This window comes from Arthrobacter sp. CAN_A1, assembly GCF_015751665.1.
In the GTDB taxonomy this organism is placed as follows: Bacteria; Actinomycetota; Actinomycetes; order Actinomycetales; family Micrococcaceae; genus Arthrobacter_D.
Genome location: NZ_JADOUR010000012.1, coordinates 23,748 through 40,943 on the forward strand (window position 1 = coordinate 23,748; position 17,196 = coordinate 40,943).

At 63.8% G+C, this 17,196-nt stretch carries 18 protein-coding genes, 1 pseudogene and 1 riboswitch; of the genes and pseudogenes, 9 read left to right on the forward strand and 10 right to left on the reverse strand.

The window, feature by feature from the left end; genetic code table 11:
- Positions 1-35: 35 nt before the first annotated feature.
- Both IWX62_RS12915 and IWX62_RS12920 read right to left on the reverse strand, forming a co-directional pair.
- Positions 36-814 (reverse strand): annotated as a pseudogene (locus tag IWX62_RS12915) (isocitrate lyase/PEP mutase family protein).
- 23 nt (positions 815-837) lie between these two features.
- Positions 838-1,671: an alpha/beta fold hydrolase gene (locus IWX62_RS12920; RefSeq protein WP_196841825.1), complete on the reverse strand. Its 834-nt coding sequence runs from the start codon at positions 1,669-1,671 to the stop codon at positions 838-840.
- A gap of 92 nt (positions 1,672-1,763) precedes the next feature.
- Between IWX62_RS12920 and IWX62_RS12925 the strand changes: the two genes are divergently transcribed.
- Positions 1,764-2,324, forward strand: a complete 561-nt coding sequence (locus tag IWX62_RS12925; RefSeq protein ID WP_196841826.1) for a TetR/AcrR family transcriptional regulator — start codon at positions 1,764-1,766, stop codon at positions 2,322-2,324.
- A gap of 128 nt (positions 2,325-2,452) precedes the next feature.
- On the opposite strand, the gene IWX62_RS12930 is transcribed toward IWX62_RS12925, so the two are convergent.
- Positions 2,453-3,310: a C40 family peptidase gene (locus IWX62_RS12930; RefSeq protein ID WP_196841827.1), complete on the reverse strand. Its 858-nt coding sequence runs from the start codon at positions 3,308-3,310 to the stop codon at positions 2,453-2,455.
- 3 nt (positions 3,311-3,313) lie between these two features.
- A riboswitch (cyclic di-AMP (ydaO/yuaA leader) is annotated at positions 3,314-3,527 on the reverse strand.
- A gap of 312 nt (positions 3,528-3,839) precedes the next feature.
- Here IWX62_RS12930 and IWX62_RS12935 point away from each other — a divergent pair.
- Complete coding sequence (locus IWX62_RS12935; protein WP_196841828.1) at positions 3,840-4,247, forward strand: metal-sensitive transcriptional regulator; 408 nt, start codon at positions 3,840-3,842, stop codon at positions 4,245-4,247.
- 68 nt (positions 4,248-4,315) lie between these two features.
- Here IWX62_RS12935 and IWX62_RS12940 read toward each other — a convergent pair whose 3' ends face one another.
- The 4 genes from IWX62_RS12940 to IWX62_RS12955 all read right to left on the reverse strand — a co-directional run bounded on the left by IWX62_RS12940 (position 4,316) and on the right by IWX62_RS12955 (position 8,628).
- Complete coding sequence (locus tag IWX62_RS12940; RefSeq protein ID WP_442859260.1) at positions 4,316-5,215, reverse strand: F510_1955 family glycosylhydrolase; 900 nt, start codon at positions 5,213-5,215, stop codon at positions 4,316-4,318.
- Positions 5,216-5,295: 80 nt separating this feature from the next.
- Positions 5,296-5,934, reverse strand: coding sequence for a DUF305 domain-containing protein (locus IWX62_RS12945; protein ID WP_196841829.1), 639 nt, complete (start codon positions 5,932-5,934; stop codon positions 5,296-5,298).
- 117 nt (positions 5,935-6,051) lie between these two features.
- The gene (locus tag IWX62_RS12950; protein ID WP_196841830.1) at positions 6,052-6,555 is read right to left on the reverse strand and encodes a hypothetical protein; all 504 of its coding nucleotides are present in this window, start codon (positions 6,553-6,555) and stop codon (positions 6,052-6,054) included.
- Positions 6,556-6,654: 99 nt separating this feature from the next.
- Positions 6,655-8,628, reverse strand: a complete 1,974-nt coding sequence (locus tag IWX62_RS12955) for a heavy metal translocating P-type ATPase (protein WP_196841896.1) — start codon at positions 8,626-8,628, stop codon at positions 6,655-6,657.
- A 399-nt stretch (positions 8,629-9,027) separates the two neighbouring features.
- Between IWX62_RS12955 and IWX62_RS12960 the strand changes: the two genes are divergently transcribed.
- Positions 9,028-10,263 (forward strand): MFS transporter, encoded by a 1,236-nt coding sequence (locus IWX62_RS12960; protein WP_196841831.1) that lies wholly within the window; start codon positions 9,028-9,030, stop codon positions 10,261-10,263.
- A 1-nt stretch (position 10,264) separates the two neighbouring features.
- Positions 10,265-10,624, forward strand: a complete 360-nt coding sequence (locus IWX62_RS12965; RefSeq protein ID WP_196841832.1) for an ArsR/SmtB family transcription factor — start codon at positions 10,265-10,267, stop codon at positions 10,622-10,624.
- Here the strand turns inward: IWX62_RS12965 and soxR are convergent.
- Positions 10,599-11,066 (reverse strand): redox-sensitive transcriptional activator SoxR, encoded by a 468-nt coding sequence (soxR, locus tag IWX62_RS12970; protein ID WP_196841833.1) that lies wholly within the window; start codon positions 11,064-11,066, stop codon positions 10,599-10,601. The genes IWX62_RS12965 and soxR overlap by 26 nt on opposite strands.
- Positions 11,067-11,172: 106 nt before the next feature.
- Between soxR and IWX62_RS12975 the strand changes: the two genes are divergently transcribed.
- The gene (locus tag IWX62_RS12975; RefSeq protein ID WP_196841834.1) at positions 11,173-12,399 is read left to right on the forward strand and encodes an MFS transporter; all 1,227 of its coding nucleotides are present in this window, start codon (positions 11,173-11,175) and stop codon (positions 12,397-12,399) included.
- 101 nt (positions 12,400-12,500) lie between these two features.
- Here the strand turns inward: IWX62_RS12975 and IWX62_RS12980 are convergent, their stop codons facing one another.
- Together IWX62_RS12980 and IWX62_RS12985 are read right to left on the reverse strand one after the other, a co-directional pair.
- A complete protein-coding gene (locus tag IWX62_RS12980; protein ID WP_196841835.1) occupies positions 12,501-13,223 on the reverse strand; it encodes a CDP-alcohol phosphatidyltransferase family protein in 723 nt (240 codons plus the stop codon).
- Between the two features lie 17 nt (positions 13,224-13,240).
- Positions 13,241-13,675, reverse strand: a complete 435-nt coding sequence (locus IWX62_RS12985; RefSeq protein ID WP_196841836.1) for an SRPBCC family protein — start codon at positions 13,673-13,675, stop codon at positions 13,241-13,243.
- A 72-nt stretch (positions 13,676-13,747) separates the two neighbouring features.
- On the opposite strand from IWX62_RS12985, the gene IWX62_RS12990 reads away from it, so the two are divergent.
- Genes IWX62_RS12990 through IWX62_RS13005 form a run of 4 tightly spaced genes read left to right on the forward strand, consistent with a single transcriptional unit; the run spans position 13,748 to position 17,176 of the window.
- A complete protein-coding gene (locus tag IWX62_RS12990) occupies positions 13,748-14,755 on the forward strand; it encodes a zinc-dependent alcohol dehydrogenase (RefSeq protein WP_196841837.1) in 1,008 nt (335 codons plus the stop codon).
- Between the two features lie 42 nt (positions 14,756-14,797).
- Positions 14,798-15,196 carry a 6-pyruvoyl trahydropterin synthase family protein gene (locus IWX62_RS12995; protein WP_196841838.1) on the forward strand — a complete coding sequence of 133 codons (399 nt, stop codon included), beginning with the start codon at positions 14,798-14,800 and terminating at the stop codon, positions 15,194-15,196.
- Positions 15,197-15,203: 7 nt separating this feature from the next.
- Positions 15,204-16,274, forward strand: a complete 1,071-nt coding sequence (locus IWX62_RS13000; RefSeq protein WP_333483418.1) for a glycosyltransferase family 4 protein — start codon at positions 15,204-15,206, stop codon at positions 16,272-16,274.
- Positions 16,271-17,176, forward strand: coding sequence for a hypothetical protein (locus IWX62_RS13005; protein ID WP_196841840.1), 906 nt, complete (start codon positions 16,271-16,273; stop codon positions 17,174-17,176). The genes IWX62_RS13000 and IWX62_RS13005 overlap by 4 nt, the downstream gene beginning before the upstream one ends.
- The last annotated feature ends 20 nt before the right edge of the window (positions 17,177-17,196 follow it).

A 17,196-nucleotide genomic window follows, 5' to 3' on the forward strand; every position in this document is an offset into this window, starting at 1 on the left:
GACTTTTCGAATCCTCCAGAGGGTCCGTTCTCTGACTAGTTCAGGGCAGGGGTGTCCTTTGGGATGACCCCGGACCCATACAAGTCGGTGGCGAGATTCTGGAGTGCGCGCAGTGCGACCCGTTGGGTGAAAGGTCCGTAAGAGATGCGGGCCACTCCGAGGTCCTGCATCTCGGCTGCTGTGAGGGCACCGGGGCCCCAATGACTGACAGCTTTCCTTGTCCGAGACCGTCGACGAGGGGCTCGATGACATCGCGGGTGAGCGCCCCGGGCACGAAGACCAAGGCGGCGCCGGCATCGAGAAAGGCTCGACCCCGGTTGATGGCGTCCTCGATGCTGTCCTTCAGCGGACGGTCACCACCGCGCACGATAGCGTCGGTCCGTGCGTTGAGCTGAAACGCGATGCCCTCGTTGTGGGCTGCGGTGACGATGGCTCGCACACGGGCAACCGACTCCTCGAAAGGGCGAAGGCGGTCTTCGACGTTGGCGCCGACGACGCCGAGCCCGATCGCTCGACGGATTGTCTCTGCCGGGTTCTCGTAGCCGTCATCGAGATCGGCCGTGACAGGGAGGTCGACGGCGTCGACGATGGTCTTGATCCCGGCAAGCGCCGTCTCTAACGGCATAGCGCCGTCGGCGTAGCCATGGGCGGCGGCAATTGAGTGACCAGCCGTGGCAATCGCCTTGGATTCCGGTAGGGCTGCGACAGTCGCCGCGCTGATGGCATCCCAAACATTGACGACCCGAAGAATCTCCGGTGCTGTATGCAGCGCCTTCAGCTGTTGAGCGCGGTCCAGTGTGTGCTGATCGGTCATTGTTCTTCTCCGTTTTCTGTCAATTACTTGGCGAGGAAGCCAAGAAGGATGTCGTTGACCTCCGCGGCATGGGTCCAGAGCATGCCATGCGGGGCTCCGTCGATCTCGACGTACTCGGCCTCAGGAAGAGCCTTGTGGAACTCGCGTCCCGTCGAGTCGATCGGCAGAATATTATCGGCGGTGCCGTGCACGATCAGGGAGGGCACCGTGATCTTGGCGACGTCGGCACGGAAGTCGGTGAGCCAGGTGGGCTGCGCCCACACGGACGCGTAGGACGACGCCGCGTAGGCGAGGTTCTTGTTCGCCGCCAGGGCCTCCTCGCTGAGACGGGTGCCGAGATTCTCGCTTGTATTGAAGAAGTCATCGAAAAAGTTGGTGAAGAATGCGTACCGGTCCGACTTGACTGCCTCAAGGAGCCCGTCGAAGACCTCCTGAGGGACCCCGGCTGGATTGTCGTCGGTCTTCAACAAGAAGGGCTGCAGCGATCCGAGGAATACTGCCTTCGCGACACGCTCTGAACCGTAGGTTCCGAGGTAGCGACCCACCTCGCCGGTTCCCATGGAGAACCCGACCAGGACAGCTTCGCGAAGGTCCAACGATTCCAGAACGGCGGCCAGGTCGGCAGCGTACGTGTCGTAGTCGTGGCCGGTGGTCGGCTTGGAGGACCGGCCGAAACCGCGTCGATCGTAGGTAATCACTCGGTAGCCCGCATCAAGCAGGGCTGCGCTCTGTTTCTCCCAGGACGACCCATCAAGCGGGTACCCGTGGATCAGCACCACTGGCTGACCGGTTCCGTGGTCCTCGAAATACGCCTGCACTGGCGCCGAATTCTCGTTTCCGACAGTGATGAACGGCATGTGAGTGTCCCTCCAATAGTGTGAGAACGAGCGTTCTCTACGTTTCACCGACTGTACGGGAACGATGGTTCTCCCGCAAGTACACTTGAACAATGGACGAGGGAAAAGTACGCGACAGCGTGATCGAGGCCGCTGACGCGCTGTACTACGCACGCGGCATCCAGGCGGTAGGAATGGACGCTTTGCGAGAGGCATCCGGGGTGTCGCTGAAACGGCTCTACCGGTTGTTCCCGTCAAAAGAAGCGATAGTCCTCGCGGTACTGCAATACCGGCATCAGCTCTGGACCGACGGCGTCACAACAGCCGTTGACCGTGCCGCCTCCCCCGAAGACCGACTTCTGGCTGTTTACGACTACCTCGCCGACTGGTTTGCCAGCGACTCATTTCGGGGCTGCGGCTTCATCAACGCCTTCGGCGAGCTCGGGGCCGTTTCGCCCGCAGTCGCCGAGGTAGCGCGGCTCCACAAACACTCGTTCCAGGAATACCTCGGCCGCCTCGTCGCCGACGCCGGAGGAACAACCGAACTTGCCGCCCAGCTGGCCATCCTGGCCGAAGGCGCACAAACCACTGCCGCGATCAGCGGAACCACCGAACCCGCACGGCAAGCCCGCCGAGCAGCCGAGATACTTATCGCCTCGATCGACTCGATGTAAGGGCGTGGCGAACGGCAGGATCCGCGACGGTCTGACCCGACTCCGCGAACCAAAAGTGGCAGGTGCCCTCCGCTCAGGACACCTGCCACTTTTGATCGGCTTGCGGAGCATTTCCGCAAGGTCGGGTATTAGCCGTTGACTCGCACGAAGTAGGAACCGGCGAGGTCGGACAGCGGGTGCTCGATGGTGAGGTTTGAACCGTTCATGCCGCTGCTGATGACGTTTCCGTTCCCGACGTAGATGGCGATGTGGCCGGGGCGGACGACGAGGTCACCGGGGGCCGGGGTCGAGACCCGGGTTCCGTACTGGTCGAACTGCAGGGGGCCGAGGTCTCCGACGTTCAGGCCGATGGAGCGCAGCGCCCGCTCGACGAGAATGGTGCAGTCCTGGATGGAGCCGAGCTGCCCGTATGCCGAGGCGACCAGTGCTGAGCCGACGCCGCTCGCGGGAACTGACGGGGTTTCCGGCGCGATGGGAGTAATGGAACCCGAGGCCAGGGACATCATGGCCGGCGCGGCGGCGGGCGCCGGTGACGCAGGGGCCGGTGCCGCGGCAAAGGCCTGTGTCGCGGGTGCGGCCGGAACGGTAGCGGGGCTGACGGCTGCGCTTGGACCGCCGGTGAGCTGGATCTGCTGTCCGGGGTAGATCACTGAGGCGTAGGAGAGGCCGTTCTGGGCCAACAGGGTATCGAGGTTGATGCCGTGCAGTGAGGCGATCGCACCCAGAGTGTCACCGGCAACGACAGTGTGAACACCTGCAGTCGGCGCCGAAACGGTTGTCGTCTGCGCGGGTGCGGTGTCCTGAGTGTAGGTTCCCGCGTGGGCGGCGGCTCCGACGGAGAAGACGAGGCTGCCGGTTGCGGCTGCGATGATGGCTGGCTTGCCCAGTGCGACGGCATTGGTCTTCGCGGAGTAGGCCAGGCCGGTGAGGGCGACGGAGTGGGTGGTTGCGGCGCGGTGGCGTGCAGGAATGGACGTACGTGACATGGTGTTTTGCCTCTCCCATGCCTGCGGGGTGAGCTGTCGGGTTCGGATGGGAGTCACCCGGCCGACCGCTATCTGTGCTGTCCTGCGATCGCTAACGATGCTGCAGGTTCTGCTCTGGATAGTCGGATCGACTTAACCCCGAGGGTCACCGCGTGCGGTGGCCCGGTGGAAACGTGGTTCCCCCGTCCCTGCCATCTGGATTGTGCGAACGGCTCCCGGTGCAGTGGCAGGACTCGGCATTCTGCGCGGGAATATGACCTCGGCGGATGCCAGGATCACTCAAATGAGAATACCCCACCCTGGTATTTAAGTCACATTACGGTAACGGAATTCAGCAACCTTTCAGGGTGCTCCCAGGAATAGCGGAGCGCTGGCGGAGGAGGGAACCGATTCCGACGTCCACGCGTTCGCGACTGTTCGAAACATCGATAATACTTAGAAGGCTGCGCGGAGTGCGCCGTTGGGGACCCACCATCGATCCTGTCCGGGCACTACCCGAGCAGGTCGGTTGGTATTGAAAGGATAGACCGTGAACGCCGGAGCAGGACCTCGGAGCACGACCATTGACACACCGAAAGCAGCCTCCACTGAAGGTTCCACGGCGGAGTCCCGGGCAACGGCCCAGCCGGTTCCCGCTGGCGGAGTACACGGTTACTCCCCAGACAAGGCGGCCTATCTACGGCGCCTGAAGCGCATCGAAGGACAGGTCCGCGGGATAGCGCGGATGGTCGATGAGGATCAGTACTGCATCGATATTCTCACCCAGGTCGCGGCGGTCAATAGTGCCATGCACGCCGTGAGTCTGGGCCTGCTGGAAAATCATTTGCAACACTGTGTCGTCTCCGCAGCAAAGGAGGCCGAAACCAGCGGGTCCTCCAAAGCCGTTGACGCGAAGGTTAAGGAAGCAACACAGGCAATCAGCAGGCTGCTGCGCTAGCCCCTCTCCCGGTATCATGCGGTGATCCCAGGGCTTCCGGATTTCGATCGGCCATCCTAACCCCGCGTTTACTGGTGGCTCGATCTGATGTCCGTGAAGGTTTGCCCGTTGTCGTTGGAGACCTGGACACCGTTTTCGGTCGCGACCCAGATGCGCTGGGTGGAATCCTTTAGCAGGTGGGTTGCGATTGCCGCTACCTGGCCGGGGACTGTTCCTTGTTCGGTCCAGGTTAACCCCGCGTCATCACTGGTGTGAATCTGTCCCTCGGGTGTGATCCCGGCTGTTGCTCCTTGTGAAAGGGCCGTGAGCATCAGCAGGGGTGCTCCGGGCACGGAAGCCCACGTTTCGCCGTCGTCGGTGGAACGCTGCAGGCCTTCCTCGGTGGTCGCCAGTACAACACTGTCGCGGGCCGTTGCGCCCAGGTTGAACACGGGAATCTGTTCATCAACGGGTTCCCACGACGCCCCCTCAGCACTGGTCTGGAGCTGGCCGTCGAAACCGACTATCCCAGCGCCGGTGGCGGCGAGGGCGTGGAAGTCGGACTCTCCTTGTCGGGACAGCGGCTGCCAGGTCTGGCCTTGGTCGGTGGACCGGATCAGCCCCACCGGGTCGGGCAGGTCGGTTCCCGGACCGGGATGACCGGAGGCGTAAAGGTCACCGTTCCCTGCCGCGGTGAACCCCATCAGGTCGATGGTCGGGCCGATCTGACTTGCGGGCGATTCTGAGACGTCGAACAAGCCATCGTGGGTGGCGAGGAGGACACGGTTTGTGCTGGGATCCACGCTCATGCCATGGACGTGACCGGTTGGATAACCCTCCGCGCTGACTGACGGGGCCGCGGTACTGGCGCTGTTGGCTCCCTGCGGGGGTTGTGGTGAGCAAGCGGTAACGACGAGGATCGCTGCGGTCATGACCACCGCCGGGGCAGCCCGTCGTGGGCGGGGTAAAGAGCGGTGAATACGAGGCATGTCAATAGTCCTTGAAGTCAAAATAGGAGCGAGTGGGGAGCGCCACAGATTGGCCCTCCCCACTTAAAATCGGTGGCAGATTAGAGCTCGGCGAGCAACTCGTCCATCTCCAGGATTTCGGCCTGCTGGGTTTCCACAATCGTCTCGGCGAGGGCGATCGCTTCAGGGTTCTCGCCGTTGTCGATTTCTTCCTGAGCCATGTCCACTGCCCCTTCGTGGTGTTCGGTCATGGATTCGAGGAACAGTCTGGCCGCGTCGTCGCCCTCGGCTGATTCGAGGTCAACCATCTGATCCTCGTCCATCATCCCGTCCATGCCACCCATGGACCCCATGTCGTGGCCCTCCATGCCACCTTCAGGCATGACCGGCCGGTCCCAGGCCTCCAACCAGTTGGTCATTGTTTCAATCTCGGGACCCTGCGCATCTTTGATCCTGGTGGCGAGGTCGGTAATCTCGGCACTGATGTTGCCCTTAACGAGCATCATCTCGCTCATTTCCACTGCCTGTTGGTGGTGGGGAATCATCATCTGAGCGAACATGGCATCGGCGTTGTTGTGCTCGGTGGACACCTCAGCCCCCGATTCTGTCGGGGTGGTTGTTTCCTGGGTGGACGCCGTTGGCTCGGCCGCCGGGGTAGCCGGATCGTTGTCGCTTCCGCACCCCGCGAGGGTGATGACGGCTGCGACGCTCAATACTGAGAAGGAAAGGTAACGCTTCATGGTGATCTGATCCTTTGTGAATTCATCTGATGAATAGTCTGTGGGGCCCGTACTGGGCTTGCATGCCTGAGTGCGCGATCATGTGAGCAGCACACGAAGATGGCAGGTGCCGGTGTTTTACGTCCGGCTGATACAGAGTTGGATCAGAGAAGGAGCAGGGATCGATAGGGGTCGTAGACGGATCAGCGGCGGACCGCGCAGGAGTACTGACCCGGGAACGAACCGGCCGGAACGTACCAGGAACGCCAGCACGGCGACGACGATGACCGCGAGGAGACACATTCCGAGGACCGCACCGTCATTGCCGCAGGACCCAGCGCATCCTTGAACCAGTTCCCCGGCACTCCCCTCAGAGGAGGCGGCGGGGGCATCGTTTGCCTGGACGTGGTGCGAACCGTTGGTGGACGTGGCAGATTCGGTGTGCGACGTCATGGAATTGGTTGAGAGCACTGCGCCGTGGGCTAAGGCACCCTGCGCTGAAACACCGTGCGTTGACGGGCCGTGACCGCCCATCCATACGTGCATCGCGAGGATGCCGATAATTACGGCGGTAAACCACAGAAAGGTGAGGGCTGATCGCGACAGATCCAGCACTGCCTTTCGCCTGATCGTGCCTGCCACTGCCCTTACCCTTTCCTGTCCGTCGGCTGTCTCCAGTCTAGTGAATTCATGGCTTCGTCCTCCAATCCGGAGGAACGCGCCCGGAGTCATCCCACCCCGCTACACAGTGGTGAAGCGTTCGGGGCTGAGATCGATCCTGCGCAGTAGCTGAGCGTTCAACGCGACCACAATGGTCGAGACACTCATCAGTACCGCACCAGCCGCGGGCGAGAGGACAAAACCGGCGAACGCCAGCACGCCGGCGGCCAAAGGCACAGCGATCAGGTTGTATCCAGTGGCCCACACCAGGTTTTGAATCATCTTCCGGTAGCTGGCCCGGGACAAGTCGATCATCGCCAAAACTGATCGTGGATCATTGCCCGCCAGCACCACCCCAGCGGATTCCATTGCGACGTCGGTACCGGCACCAATAGCGATTCCCACCTCGGCTCGGGCCAGCGCGGGGGCGTCGTTCACGCCGTCGCCAACCATCGCCACTTTCAGGCCACGGGACTGCAGATCGGCGACCTTGGAGTCCTTATCCTGGGGCAACACGTCAGCGAAGACTTCATCGATACCGAGTTCAGCTCCGACCGCCTCCGCCACCTGGCGTGCGTCCCCGGTAATCATGGCGACCTTGACACCCCGGGCCTGGAGCGCTTTCACCGCCGCCCGCGATTCATCCCTCACCCGGTCTTCAAGTCGCACTGCACCAATGACGACGCCGTCGCGGACCACATGCAGCACGGAGGCGCCCCGTCCGACCCAGTCCTGGACGGTAGCGATCAGGTCCGAAGGTGTCTCCAGTAGAAGTTCCTTGAGCATATTCGGGCCACCCACGGTGATCTCGGACCCGCTGACCGCCGCCCGGACACCACGCCCCGTCATCGACGAAAAGCTGCTGCCGCGGTAACCGAACGCCTTCGCCGCTGACATGTCCATAGCCGCCTTGACGATGGCCCGTGCCACCGGATGTTCGCTGTCGGACTCGGCCGCCGCGGCCAGCGCCAACATTTCCGCATCGCTCATTGCTCCGGAGGTGACGGTGGCGGTGACTGCGTGCCGACCTTCGGTGAGGGTCCCTGTTTTGTCGAACAGGACGACGTCGACAGTGCGCATGCGCTCCAACGCCATCCTGTTCTTGATCAACACACCGGACTTCGCCGCACGTTCCGTCGAAATGGCGATCACGAGCGGGATGGCCAGCCCGAGGGCGTGCGGGCAGGCAATGACCAGGACCGTCACGGTCCGGATGACCGCGTCATCGGGGCTGCCCAGCAGGATCCACGCGATGAAAGTAAGAATGCCGGCGACCAGCGCAAAGTAGAACAACAGCGCAGCGGCCCTGTCAGCGAGGGCCTGAGCCTTCGACGACGAGGCCTGCGCCTCAGCGACCAGGCGCTGAATCCCGGCCAGAGTGGTATCGGACCCGACCGCGGTTACCCTCACCCGCACCGCGTTATCGGTTGCCACAGTTCCCGCGACCACCACATCACCGACCGTGCGTTGGACGGTGCGGGATTCGCCAGTGATCATCGCCTCATCGAACTCGGCCGCCCCGTCAACAATCTGCCCATCCGCGGGCACCCGAGCGCCCGACCTGACCAGGACGACGTCGCCGATGGTCAGCGAACTCACCGGGACGGTTTCGATTCCCGCGTCCGTGACTTTATCTGCCTCATCGGGCAGGAGCGCGGCCAAGGCATCCAATGCACCTGCAGCGGATCCGAGGGCGCGCATTTCCATCCAGTGTCCCAGGAGCATGATGACCACCAGGAGGGCCAGTTCCCACCAGAAGTCCAGGTTGAAATCCCCTATCCCGAGGGTGGTCACCCAGGATGCGATAAACGCGACGCTGATGGCCATAGCAATCAGCAACATCATCCCGGGCTGCCGCGTTTTCAGTTCAGCCACCGCACCTTTGAGGAACGGGGCACCGCCGTAGAGGAAAATAAAGGTGCCCAGGACTGGTGGGATCCACATCGCACCCGGGAAATCCGGTGGCGTGTAGCCGACGATCATGGCGAACATATGACTGAAGAGGACCACCGGCACGGCCAGGATCAGGCTCAACCAGAACTTGTTCTTGAACATTGCGGTGGAGTGCCCCGCATGTTCTCCGTGGGAATGCACCTCATGGTCCGCATCGACCGGCCGGGACGCTACCTGCCCGGCAGCGGCAAAAGTGGAATCGGAAGATGTGCCGCACATTTTGGTCTCCAAAATACGAGAAATGGCCATTCGGGAATCAGTGGGCGCAGCCACCGGGGTCGCCGCCGGCTGCAGCCGTTCAAGGGGACCTTCAAGGAGTAAGCGGCCGTTTGGTGGGCTCGGACTTCCCGATTCGGTAACCTCAAGATATACCCCCTAGGGGTATGTGTCAATACTAATCTATGGCACCAGCTCATCCGGTGTCAGCGGCCTTATGCATAAGTGCTTACGTGTGTACGTATGCTATACATGGAGCTGATGAGGTTCGAAGGAAGGTTCACGATGCTTGAGGTACTTCGGGTCACTGCATACCGGAAGTTGTTCACGGCCCAGGTTGTTGCCTTGCTGGGGACCGGGCTTCTGACGGTGGCGTTGGGGCTACTAGCCTTCGATTTGGCTGGAGGGAAGGCTGGCGCAGTTCTCGGCACTGCCCTCACGATCAAGATGCTGGCGTATGTGTTTGTCGCCCCCGTGATGGCTGCCTTAGTGGAGCGGTTGCCGCGCAAAACGGTGTTGGTTGGGGCGGATCTGGTCCGCGCCGGCATTGCGTTGAGCCTTCCCTTCGTTGATCAGATCTGGCAGATTTACCTGCTGGTGTTCGTCCTACAGTCAGCGTCAGCTACCTTCACGCCGGCGTTCCAGGCGCTGATCCCGGTTGTCCTGTCACGGGAGAAGGACTACACCCGGGCGCTATCGCTGTCCCGTCTGGCCTACGATCTGGAATCGCTGTTGAGCCCGGTGGTCGCTGCAGCACTCCTGACGTTGGTGTCCTATCACGACCTCTTCGTCGGCACGATGGCAGGGTTCCTGGTCTCTGCCCTCATGGTCATCACCACTAGCCTGCCGCGGATCCCCAACGTCGTACGGTCTGGGTCGCTCCTTCATCGGACTACCCTCGGAACACGAATTTTCCTGCGTCAGCCCTCGCTCCGTGGTCTGATGGCCCTGAACCTCGTCGTAGCCTGCGGAACAGCACTGGTCCTGGTCAACACCGTGATTTTCGCGCTGGATGTGTTCGAGGGATCCACTACTGATCTGGCACTCGCCCTGGCTTGTTACGGTGCAGGGTCAATGGTGATCGCCCTCGCCGCGCCAAAGCTGCTGGACCGGGTTTCGGATCGTTCCCTGATGATCCTCGGCGGAATCATCGTGCCGTTGGGAATCATGGCGGCAGCAGTGATTGCCTGGACCGGACAGTCTTGGCCGTTGCTCCTCCTCATCTGGGCGATATTGGGTGCAGGCACGTCGATGATCAACACCCCCTCTGCTCGGCTTCTGCGCCGGGCGGCCACCGATAACACCCGTTCTTCCCTGTTCACCGCCCAGTTCTCCCTTTCCCACGCCTGCTTCATCCTCACCTACCCGATCGCTGGCTGGATAGGCGCTACTGCGGGGCAGACCGCTGCCGCGGCGGTCCTGGCGATACTGTCTACAGTGGGCGCACTGGCTGCCTGGCGATTTTGGCCCCGAGGCCAGGAATCGCTCCACGAAGTCCCCTCAACACAGAAGGCTCACTGAAGTGAATGATCCCCAGATCCACCCAGCGCCGAGCCTGCATCACCCTGCCCGTCCTGATCCTGAGCGGTTGGAAACCGGGGCCGCAACCTTTCGGATGCTCGCCGATCCCACCCGACTTCATATCCTCTGGATCCTCACCCTGGGCCCGACGGATGTCACCTCCTTGGTGGAACAGACCGGCGCAGCCCGCACATCCGTCAGCCAGCACCTGGCGAAGTTACGATTTTCCGGGATGGTCAGCACCCAACGGGAGGGCCGGAACATTATCTACAGCATCCCCGACGGTCACCTGGTGCGACTCGTGCTAGAAGGGCTCAACCATGCTGACCACCGCATCACTGGGGAACCCGCGCACGAGTAACACCCCTCAGCCACCGCGAACCGGCGCCCTCGGTGGCGGCTTCGTCCCCCGGATTGAGCATCCCGCAGGTGCGCATCGAGAGACAGCCACATCCGATGCAGCCATCCAATGACGTTCTCAGTGACTCAAGACCTGCGATCGCCAGGTCAATCCGCGCCTTCCACGGTTCGCTGAGGCTGTCCCACTCAGCCGGCGACGGCGCCCGATCAACAGGAATGCCGGTCATTGCTGCCCTGATCTCAGCGATGGACAGCCCCACCCGCTGGGCAGCTGCGATGAATGCCAACCGGCGCAAGACGTGCCGGCCAAACACCCGCCGCGATCCCACCCGACCGGATGGCTGAATCAAACCGGCCTCCTCGTAGAACCTCAGAGTGGCGACTGAGACCCCGGATCTTTCAGCGATGTAGCCGATGGGCAAGCTGTCCTTGGCTAATGTCATTCCCTGAACCTACGTGGACCTCACGCTTGTGCTCAAGTGCACTTGAGCACATAGATTTCGACTATGACCCGCGCCCCGGAACTTCCTGACCCAGATTCCGGGCCGAATGCGACTCTTTGACCGTAAATTCCTCACCCTCCTCAGTGCCTACACCTCATCGAACCTGGCGGACGGCATCATCCTTCTGGCTTTCCCGCTCACCGCCGTGGCTTTCGGGGCTGAAGCGTGGCAGACCGCCGTCGTCGCAGCCTGCACCAAGGTTCCCTGGCTGATCCTCGGCTTGGGGGCGGGAGTGCTCGGGGATAGCGTTGACCGCCTCCGCATGGCCCAGGCCGCCGCGGCCGCCCGGGTGCTGGTGCTTGCCGGGCTGACCTGGCTGCTGCTCTCCGGGTCCACCAGCCTCATCCTGCTGGCCGCAGCGGCGCTGACAGCGGGCGCGTGCGAGGTGGTATTCGACGTCGCTGGCCAGACTCTGACGCCCGCTATCGTGCAGCGAGCGAACCTGGTGCGAGCCAATGGCTATGTGTCCGCTGCGCAGAACACGTCCAACGAATTCGTTGGCCCACCGCTGGGTGGCCTCCTCATCGGGCTGGCCGTCTGGCTTCCCTATGCGTTCTCCGCCGCAGCCTATGCGCTGGTTGCGGTTTGGATGACCTCACTGCACCACACGACCCGGACCGTGCTGAGCTCGATCCCGGAGAAGCCCTCCACTGCAGCGAATCTTGGCGAAGGCCTTCAATTTGTCTACCGGGCTGTCTTTCTACGCCGACTGGGAGCGTATCTCTTCGGCGTCTACCTGGTGTTCGGGGTATGGATTGGACTCTTTGTCTTCTACATCTCCACGATCAGCGCGCTTCACCTTAATCCACCGGAGCTAGGGGCACTCATGGCCGTGTCGGCGATGGGCGGGGTCGCCGGCGGCCTGACCGCCAACCTGCTGATCAACCGGCTGGGTGAATACGCGGTGCTGGCCCTGGGCGCATCGGGGTGGTCCTTGTACATGCTGGGACCGCTGATTTCCGACTCTTTCTGGGTCGTGGCCGTTCTAATGGTGGCGGGCTCAGCACTTGGCACCGCGATGGGTGTGGCGAGCTTTGCGCTGCGGCTCCTCAGCACCCCAGACCAGCTGCTGGGCCGGGTGAGTTCGGTGTTCCGTCTTCTCACCTGGGGCTCCCTGCCGCTCGGTAGTCTGGTGGGCGCTGCACTGTCCGTCGCCGCCAGCACGTCCGAAACGATGTGGATGGCGACGGGCGCCATGGTGATGCTCTCCGCCGTCGCGCTGGTGGCCTTCCGCGGGAAAGGACGACCGGCACAGGATCCCGGGGCGGCCTGATCAGATCAGCGCCTGACCTCGGTTTTGCCCACCCTACGCCCGGATTCGGTGGAGAGTTCCGGACATGCCCACCGAGTCCGGTCATACACTGAGCAACCAGGTCAGGGGTGAACAGGACGGGCGGCATTCCGTTCCAGCTCGACCACGTCCCTGCCGAACGACAGACACAGCAACGCGAGCGCGGCAGCAGCCACCGGTGTGGCAACGGCCAACGGCACCACCGGGATCAACACCACCACCATCACTACCGACTGGGTAGCGGCGACGACACGGCGGAACTGGCTGAACTCCAGGTCCCGCTGCAGGGCGGGGCGTACCCACGAGGCAGCCACATATAGATACCGCATCAGCCCGATCAGCAACGCCCACCACCCGACGGTCAGCGCGACAGGGATGGACAGCACCAGCAGCAGGATGGCGTCGGTTTCCATATCAAGGCGAGCGCCCGCTTTGGACGCCGTGCCCGTCCGCCGGGCCACCGCACCATCCACCGCGTCCAGGAGTACTGCCGGCGCCGCCAACAGCACGAGCCACCAGGACCGCGTAGGCACAGTGCCCCACAGCGACAACACCACGATCGTGGCGCATCCGCCGGCAAGCACTGCTCGGAACAGCGTCACGCGGTCGGCGGGACCGGAATAGGACGGCCGACGTCGCAGCACGCTGAGCGCAGCAACGGACACCAGCGTCAGACCGGCCACCACCGCGGCCAGGTTGGTCACGTTGTGTGAATCGTTCGATGCCAGCAACATGATGCCGACGCCGATCGAGCCCAGGATGGCACTCGACGCATCAAACAGGGCCCGCCTGCTGACCTGACGCATGGGATAAGCCTGTCGAACTAGACGAGCGAGTTCAATTTGTCCCGCAGACCGTTCAGTGCGGGATCACGCAGACCGTTCAGCGCTGGCTTCACGAAGGGCTCAGCGATCTTGCGGAACCCCTTGAGCTCGAACTCTGCGGTGTAGGTGACATCACTCCCTGACCCGGAAGGGGCTACATCGATGGAATCGTACGAAACCAGCGTCTTGTTTTCGCCGCGCAGCTTGATGTGGCCTTCACGCAGTTCGGTGACCTCATACTCGATCGGCTGACGCTTCCCTCGGAACTCCGCCTCAGCATGGTAGCGGTGACCGACAGCCACGGGCCCGATGGACCGCTTCTCTACGACGGGCGTGCCTGGATCCCATTCGCTGGTGTGCTCGAACTCAGAAAGGAAGGCGAAAGCCTTCGACGGCGAGAGGGGTGTACTGATGGTTCCCTTAACAGTGATCATCTGCCCAGCTTACTGACGAAGTATGGCAAAAGGTTGGGAACCCCCGTCAGTGCCGCAGGGCATAATCAAATCATGGACAGCACTTCTTCGGAGCAAAGCCAGTCGTACTGGACCACCAAGCCCGGCCACGGCGAACTGCGCACCGCCCCCCTGCCCGCCCTGGAACCCGACCACGCGCTGGTTCGCACCCTGTACTCAGGGATCAGCAGGGGCACCGAAACACTGGTCCACGACGGACGCATCCCACCCGAGGTGGCCGCCCTGATGGAGGCACCTTTCCAGGAGGGCACCTTCCCCGGCCCCGTAAAGTACGGCTATCTCTCGGTCGGCGTCGTCGAGGACGGACCCGCCGCCCTGGTAGGTCAGCGGGTCTTCTGCCTCTACCCCCACCAGGACCTGTACGTGGTTCCGGTGTCCGCGCTCACGGTGATTCCCGACGACGTCCCCAGCGAGCGCGCCGTGCTGGCCGGCGCCGTGGAGACGGCGGTCAATGCCCTCTGGGATGCCCGGCCCTGCATCGGCGACCGGATCGCCGTCGTCGGCGGCGGGATGATCGGCGCGGCCGTGGCAACACTGCTCCGCCGGTTCCCGCTGGACCGCCTCCAGCTGGTGGACCCGGATCCCACCCGCGCCGACCTCGCCCGGCAACTGGGCGTCGACTGGGTGCACCCGGACGATGCCCAGGACAACTGCGACATCGTGTTCCACTGCTCCTCCACAGCTGCCGGCCTGGCTCTGGGACTCGGGCTGCTCGGCGATGAAGGCGAAGTGATCGAGCTGTCCTGGTACGGCACCCACGAACCCGAGGTGCCGCTGGGCGCAGACTTCCACGCCCGACGCCTCAGCATCAGGGCAAGCCAGGTGGGAACCATCGCCGCCCCGCGCCGCGCCCGCCGGACCCACCAGGACCGACTTGCCACCGCCCTGGACGCCCTGAAGGACCCGGCGTTCGATGCCCTGCTCAGCGGAACCTCACAGTTCGAGGACCTCCCCAACGTGATGCGCAATCTCTCCAGTGGCACCCTGTCCGCGCTCTGCCATGTGATCGCCTACCCGGGCGCCCCCAACCCCGCCACCTGAATACCTCCAGCGCCGCTACCATCCCCCGACCCCAGGAGACCCATGTACCGTCTGACCGTCCGCGACCACGTGATGATCGCCCACAGCCTGCCCGACCCCTTCTTCGGCCCCGCCCAGGGGCTGCATGGCGCCACGCTCGTGGTGGAGGTGACGTGGCGGCGTCGTGAACTGACGGAGCATGCGGTGGTGATCGATATCGGCGAAGCGACCGCCACGCTGGGCGAGGTGCTGGACGGCCTGCGGTACAAGAACCTCGATGAGCATGCCGACTTCGACGGTGTCCTCTCCACGACCGAAGCTGTTGCCCGGTACATCTCGGACCAGCTGGGCAAGCGCTTCGACACGGCGCTGTTTGCCGGGCTGGACGTGGTGCTCCGCGAACACCCCGACGCGTGGGCCGGCTATTCGGTGGACTTCACCCCGGCAGACGCCCCGGGCTAGCCGCAGCATGGAGTTGGGGCTGATAGTCCCCCGCGGCCTGGGTGGACCGAGCGGCGGCAGCATCTATAACCACTACTTGGCCGCCGCCCTCGGCGAGGCAGGACATCTCGTGGCAATCTCCCCGGTCAGCGGCAACTGGCCGAATGCCACTCCCGATGACCATCGGGCGCTGACCCGGGCGCTCCGCCATGAGCCAGTGATAGTGGTCGACGGGATTATCGCGTCCGCAGCACCCGACGCTATCCGCACAGCCGTCAATGCCGGGACCACCGTCTGGGTGCTGCTGCATCTGCCGCTCCCCGCGGAGACCGGCCTCTCCGACCGGCAGATGACCGCTTTTGCTGCCTCAGAGGAGGCTGCACTCCAGGCTGCCAGCGGGGTGATCTGCACCAGCACGTGGGCCAGGGATGATCTGCTCCGCCGCTACCGGCTGGATCTGGTCCATGTGGCGCTTCCCGGCACCGAACCGGCAGCAGTGTCTCCGGGCAGCACTCCCCCGCACCTGCTGATGCTAGGGTCCCTGACGCCACGGAAGAACCACTCGATGGTGCTGGCTGCGCTCGCCGACGTGACCGACCTGCCGTGGACCGCTGCCGTCGTCGGCGGCGGAGGGCAGAGCGGCTCCCACGAGGCGACGCTGACGTCCCTCGCAGGCCGCTTCGCCCCAGGCCGGATTGCCTTTCCCGGGGTGCTGCGAGGGGCAGCGCTCGACGCCGAATGGGACCGGACCAATCTGCTGCTCCTACCGTCGGTCGCTGAGACCTTCGGGATGGTGGTCACCGAGGGGCTGGCGCGCGGGATCCCCGGTGTGGTCGGCGCGGGCACCGGCGCCGTCGAAGCCCTCACCGGACATACCGCTGGGCGCACCGCCGGTCCGGGCCAGGTTCCAACCTCCGGCACACTGCCGGGCGGCGTCGTCGACCCCCAGAATCCACACCACCTGGCCGGGCTGCTGCGGGACTGGCTCACCGACCCTGCCCTGCGCCGATCCTGGCGGGACGCCGCCCTGCGCCGTCGCGATACACTGCCGACATGGGCCAACACCGCGACAGCACTCCTGGACATCATTCATCAGTGACCGACGCCGATCCCGACGCGCCTCGTCCGATCAGCAGCGACTGGCTCACGCTCCGTCGCCCCGCTGACGAAGCCGCCCGGCGCGCCAGTCTTCCGCTCATCGCCAAACTGCAGGCCTTCCTCGCCGGGGATTCAGTGCCCGACGGCGACTTGGCATCCGATCGCGGACCTGCCCGGACGATCCGGATCTTCGACCTCGGAGCCGGTACCGGAGCCAACCAGGCCTGGCTCGCCCCGCAGCTGGCTCTGCCCCAATCCCCCCTCCCGCTGGTCTCCCAGCACTGGACTCTGATTGACCACGATCCTGACCTCCTGGAGCACACGGCGAGCGCTCCGGCGATCGACAGCGTCACCGGAACCGAGGCAGTAGTGGCCGGGATCGAGGACCTCGGGCGGATCCTCGGCGCCGACACCCTGGCGGACGGACTCCGGTTTGTCACCTGCTCCGCCCTCCTGGATCTGCTCACCCCGGCACAGCTCGACACCCTGTGCGCAGCGCTCGCCGAGACGAAGACTGCCGCCCTCTTCAGCCTCAGCGTCACCGGGATCATGGACATCCACCCAGCGGATCCCCTTGATGACTCGCTCAATGACACCTTCAATACCCACCAGAACCGAGGGGGCCGCGCCGGCCCACGGGGCGTTGACCTCACGGCCGGCATTCTCGCCGACGCCGGGTTCACCGTCACCACGGTAGAGACGCCGTGGGCGCTCACGGCCGATCATGCCCAGTTGATTGAGCGGTTCCTCACCGACCGCGCCGAGGCGATTCTCGAGGAGAATCCGGCGCTCGCCGACGACATCGGGCAGTGGCTGGCCCGCCGGAGCTCCCAGGCCGGCGACGGCTCGCTTCGCGTGACAATCGGCCACCAGGACCTGCTGGCTCTGCCGCCCCGGCAGTGAACCCGCGACAGTGACCCCGG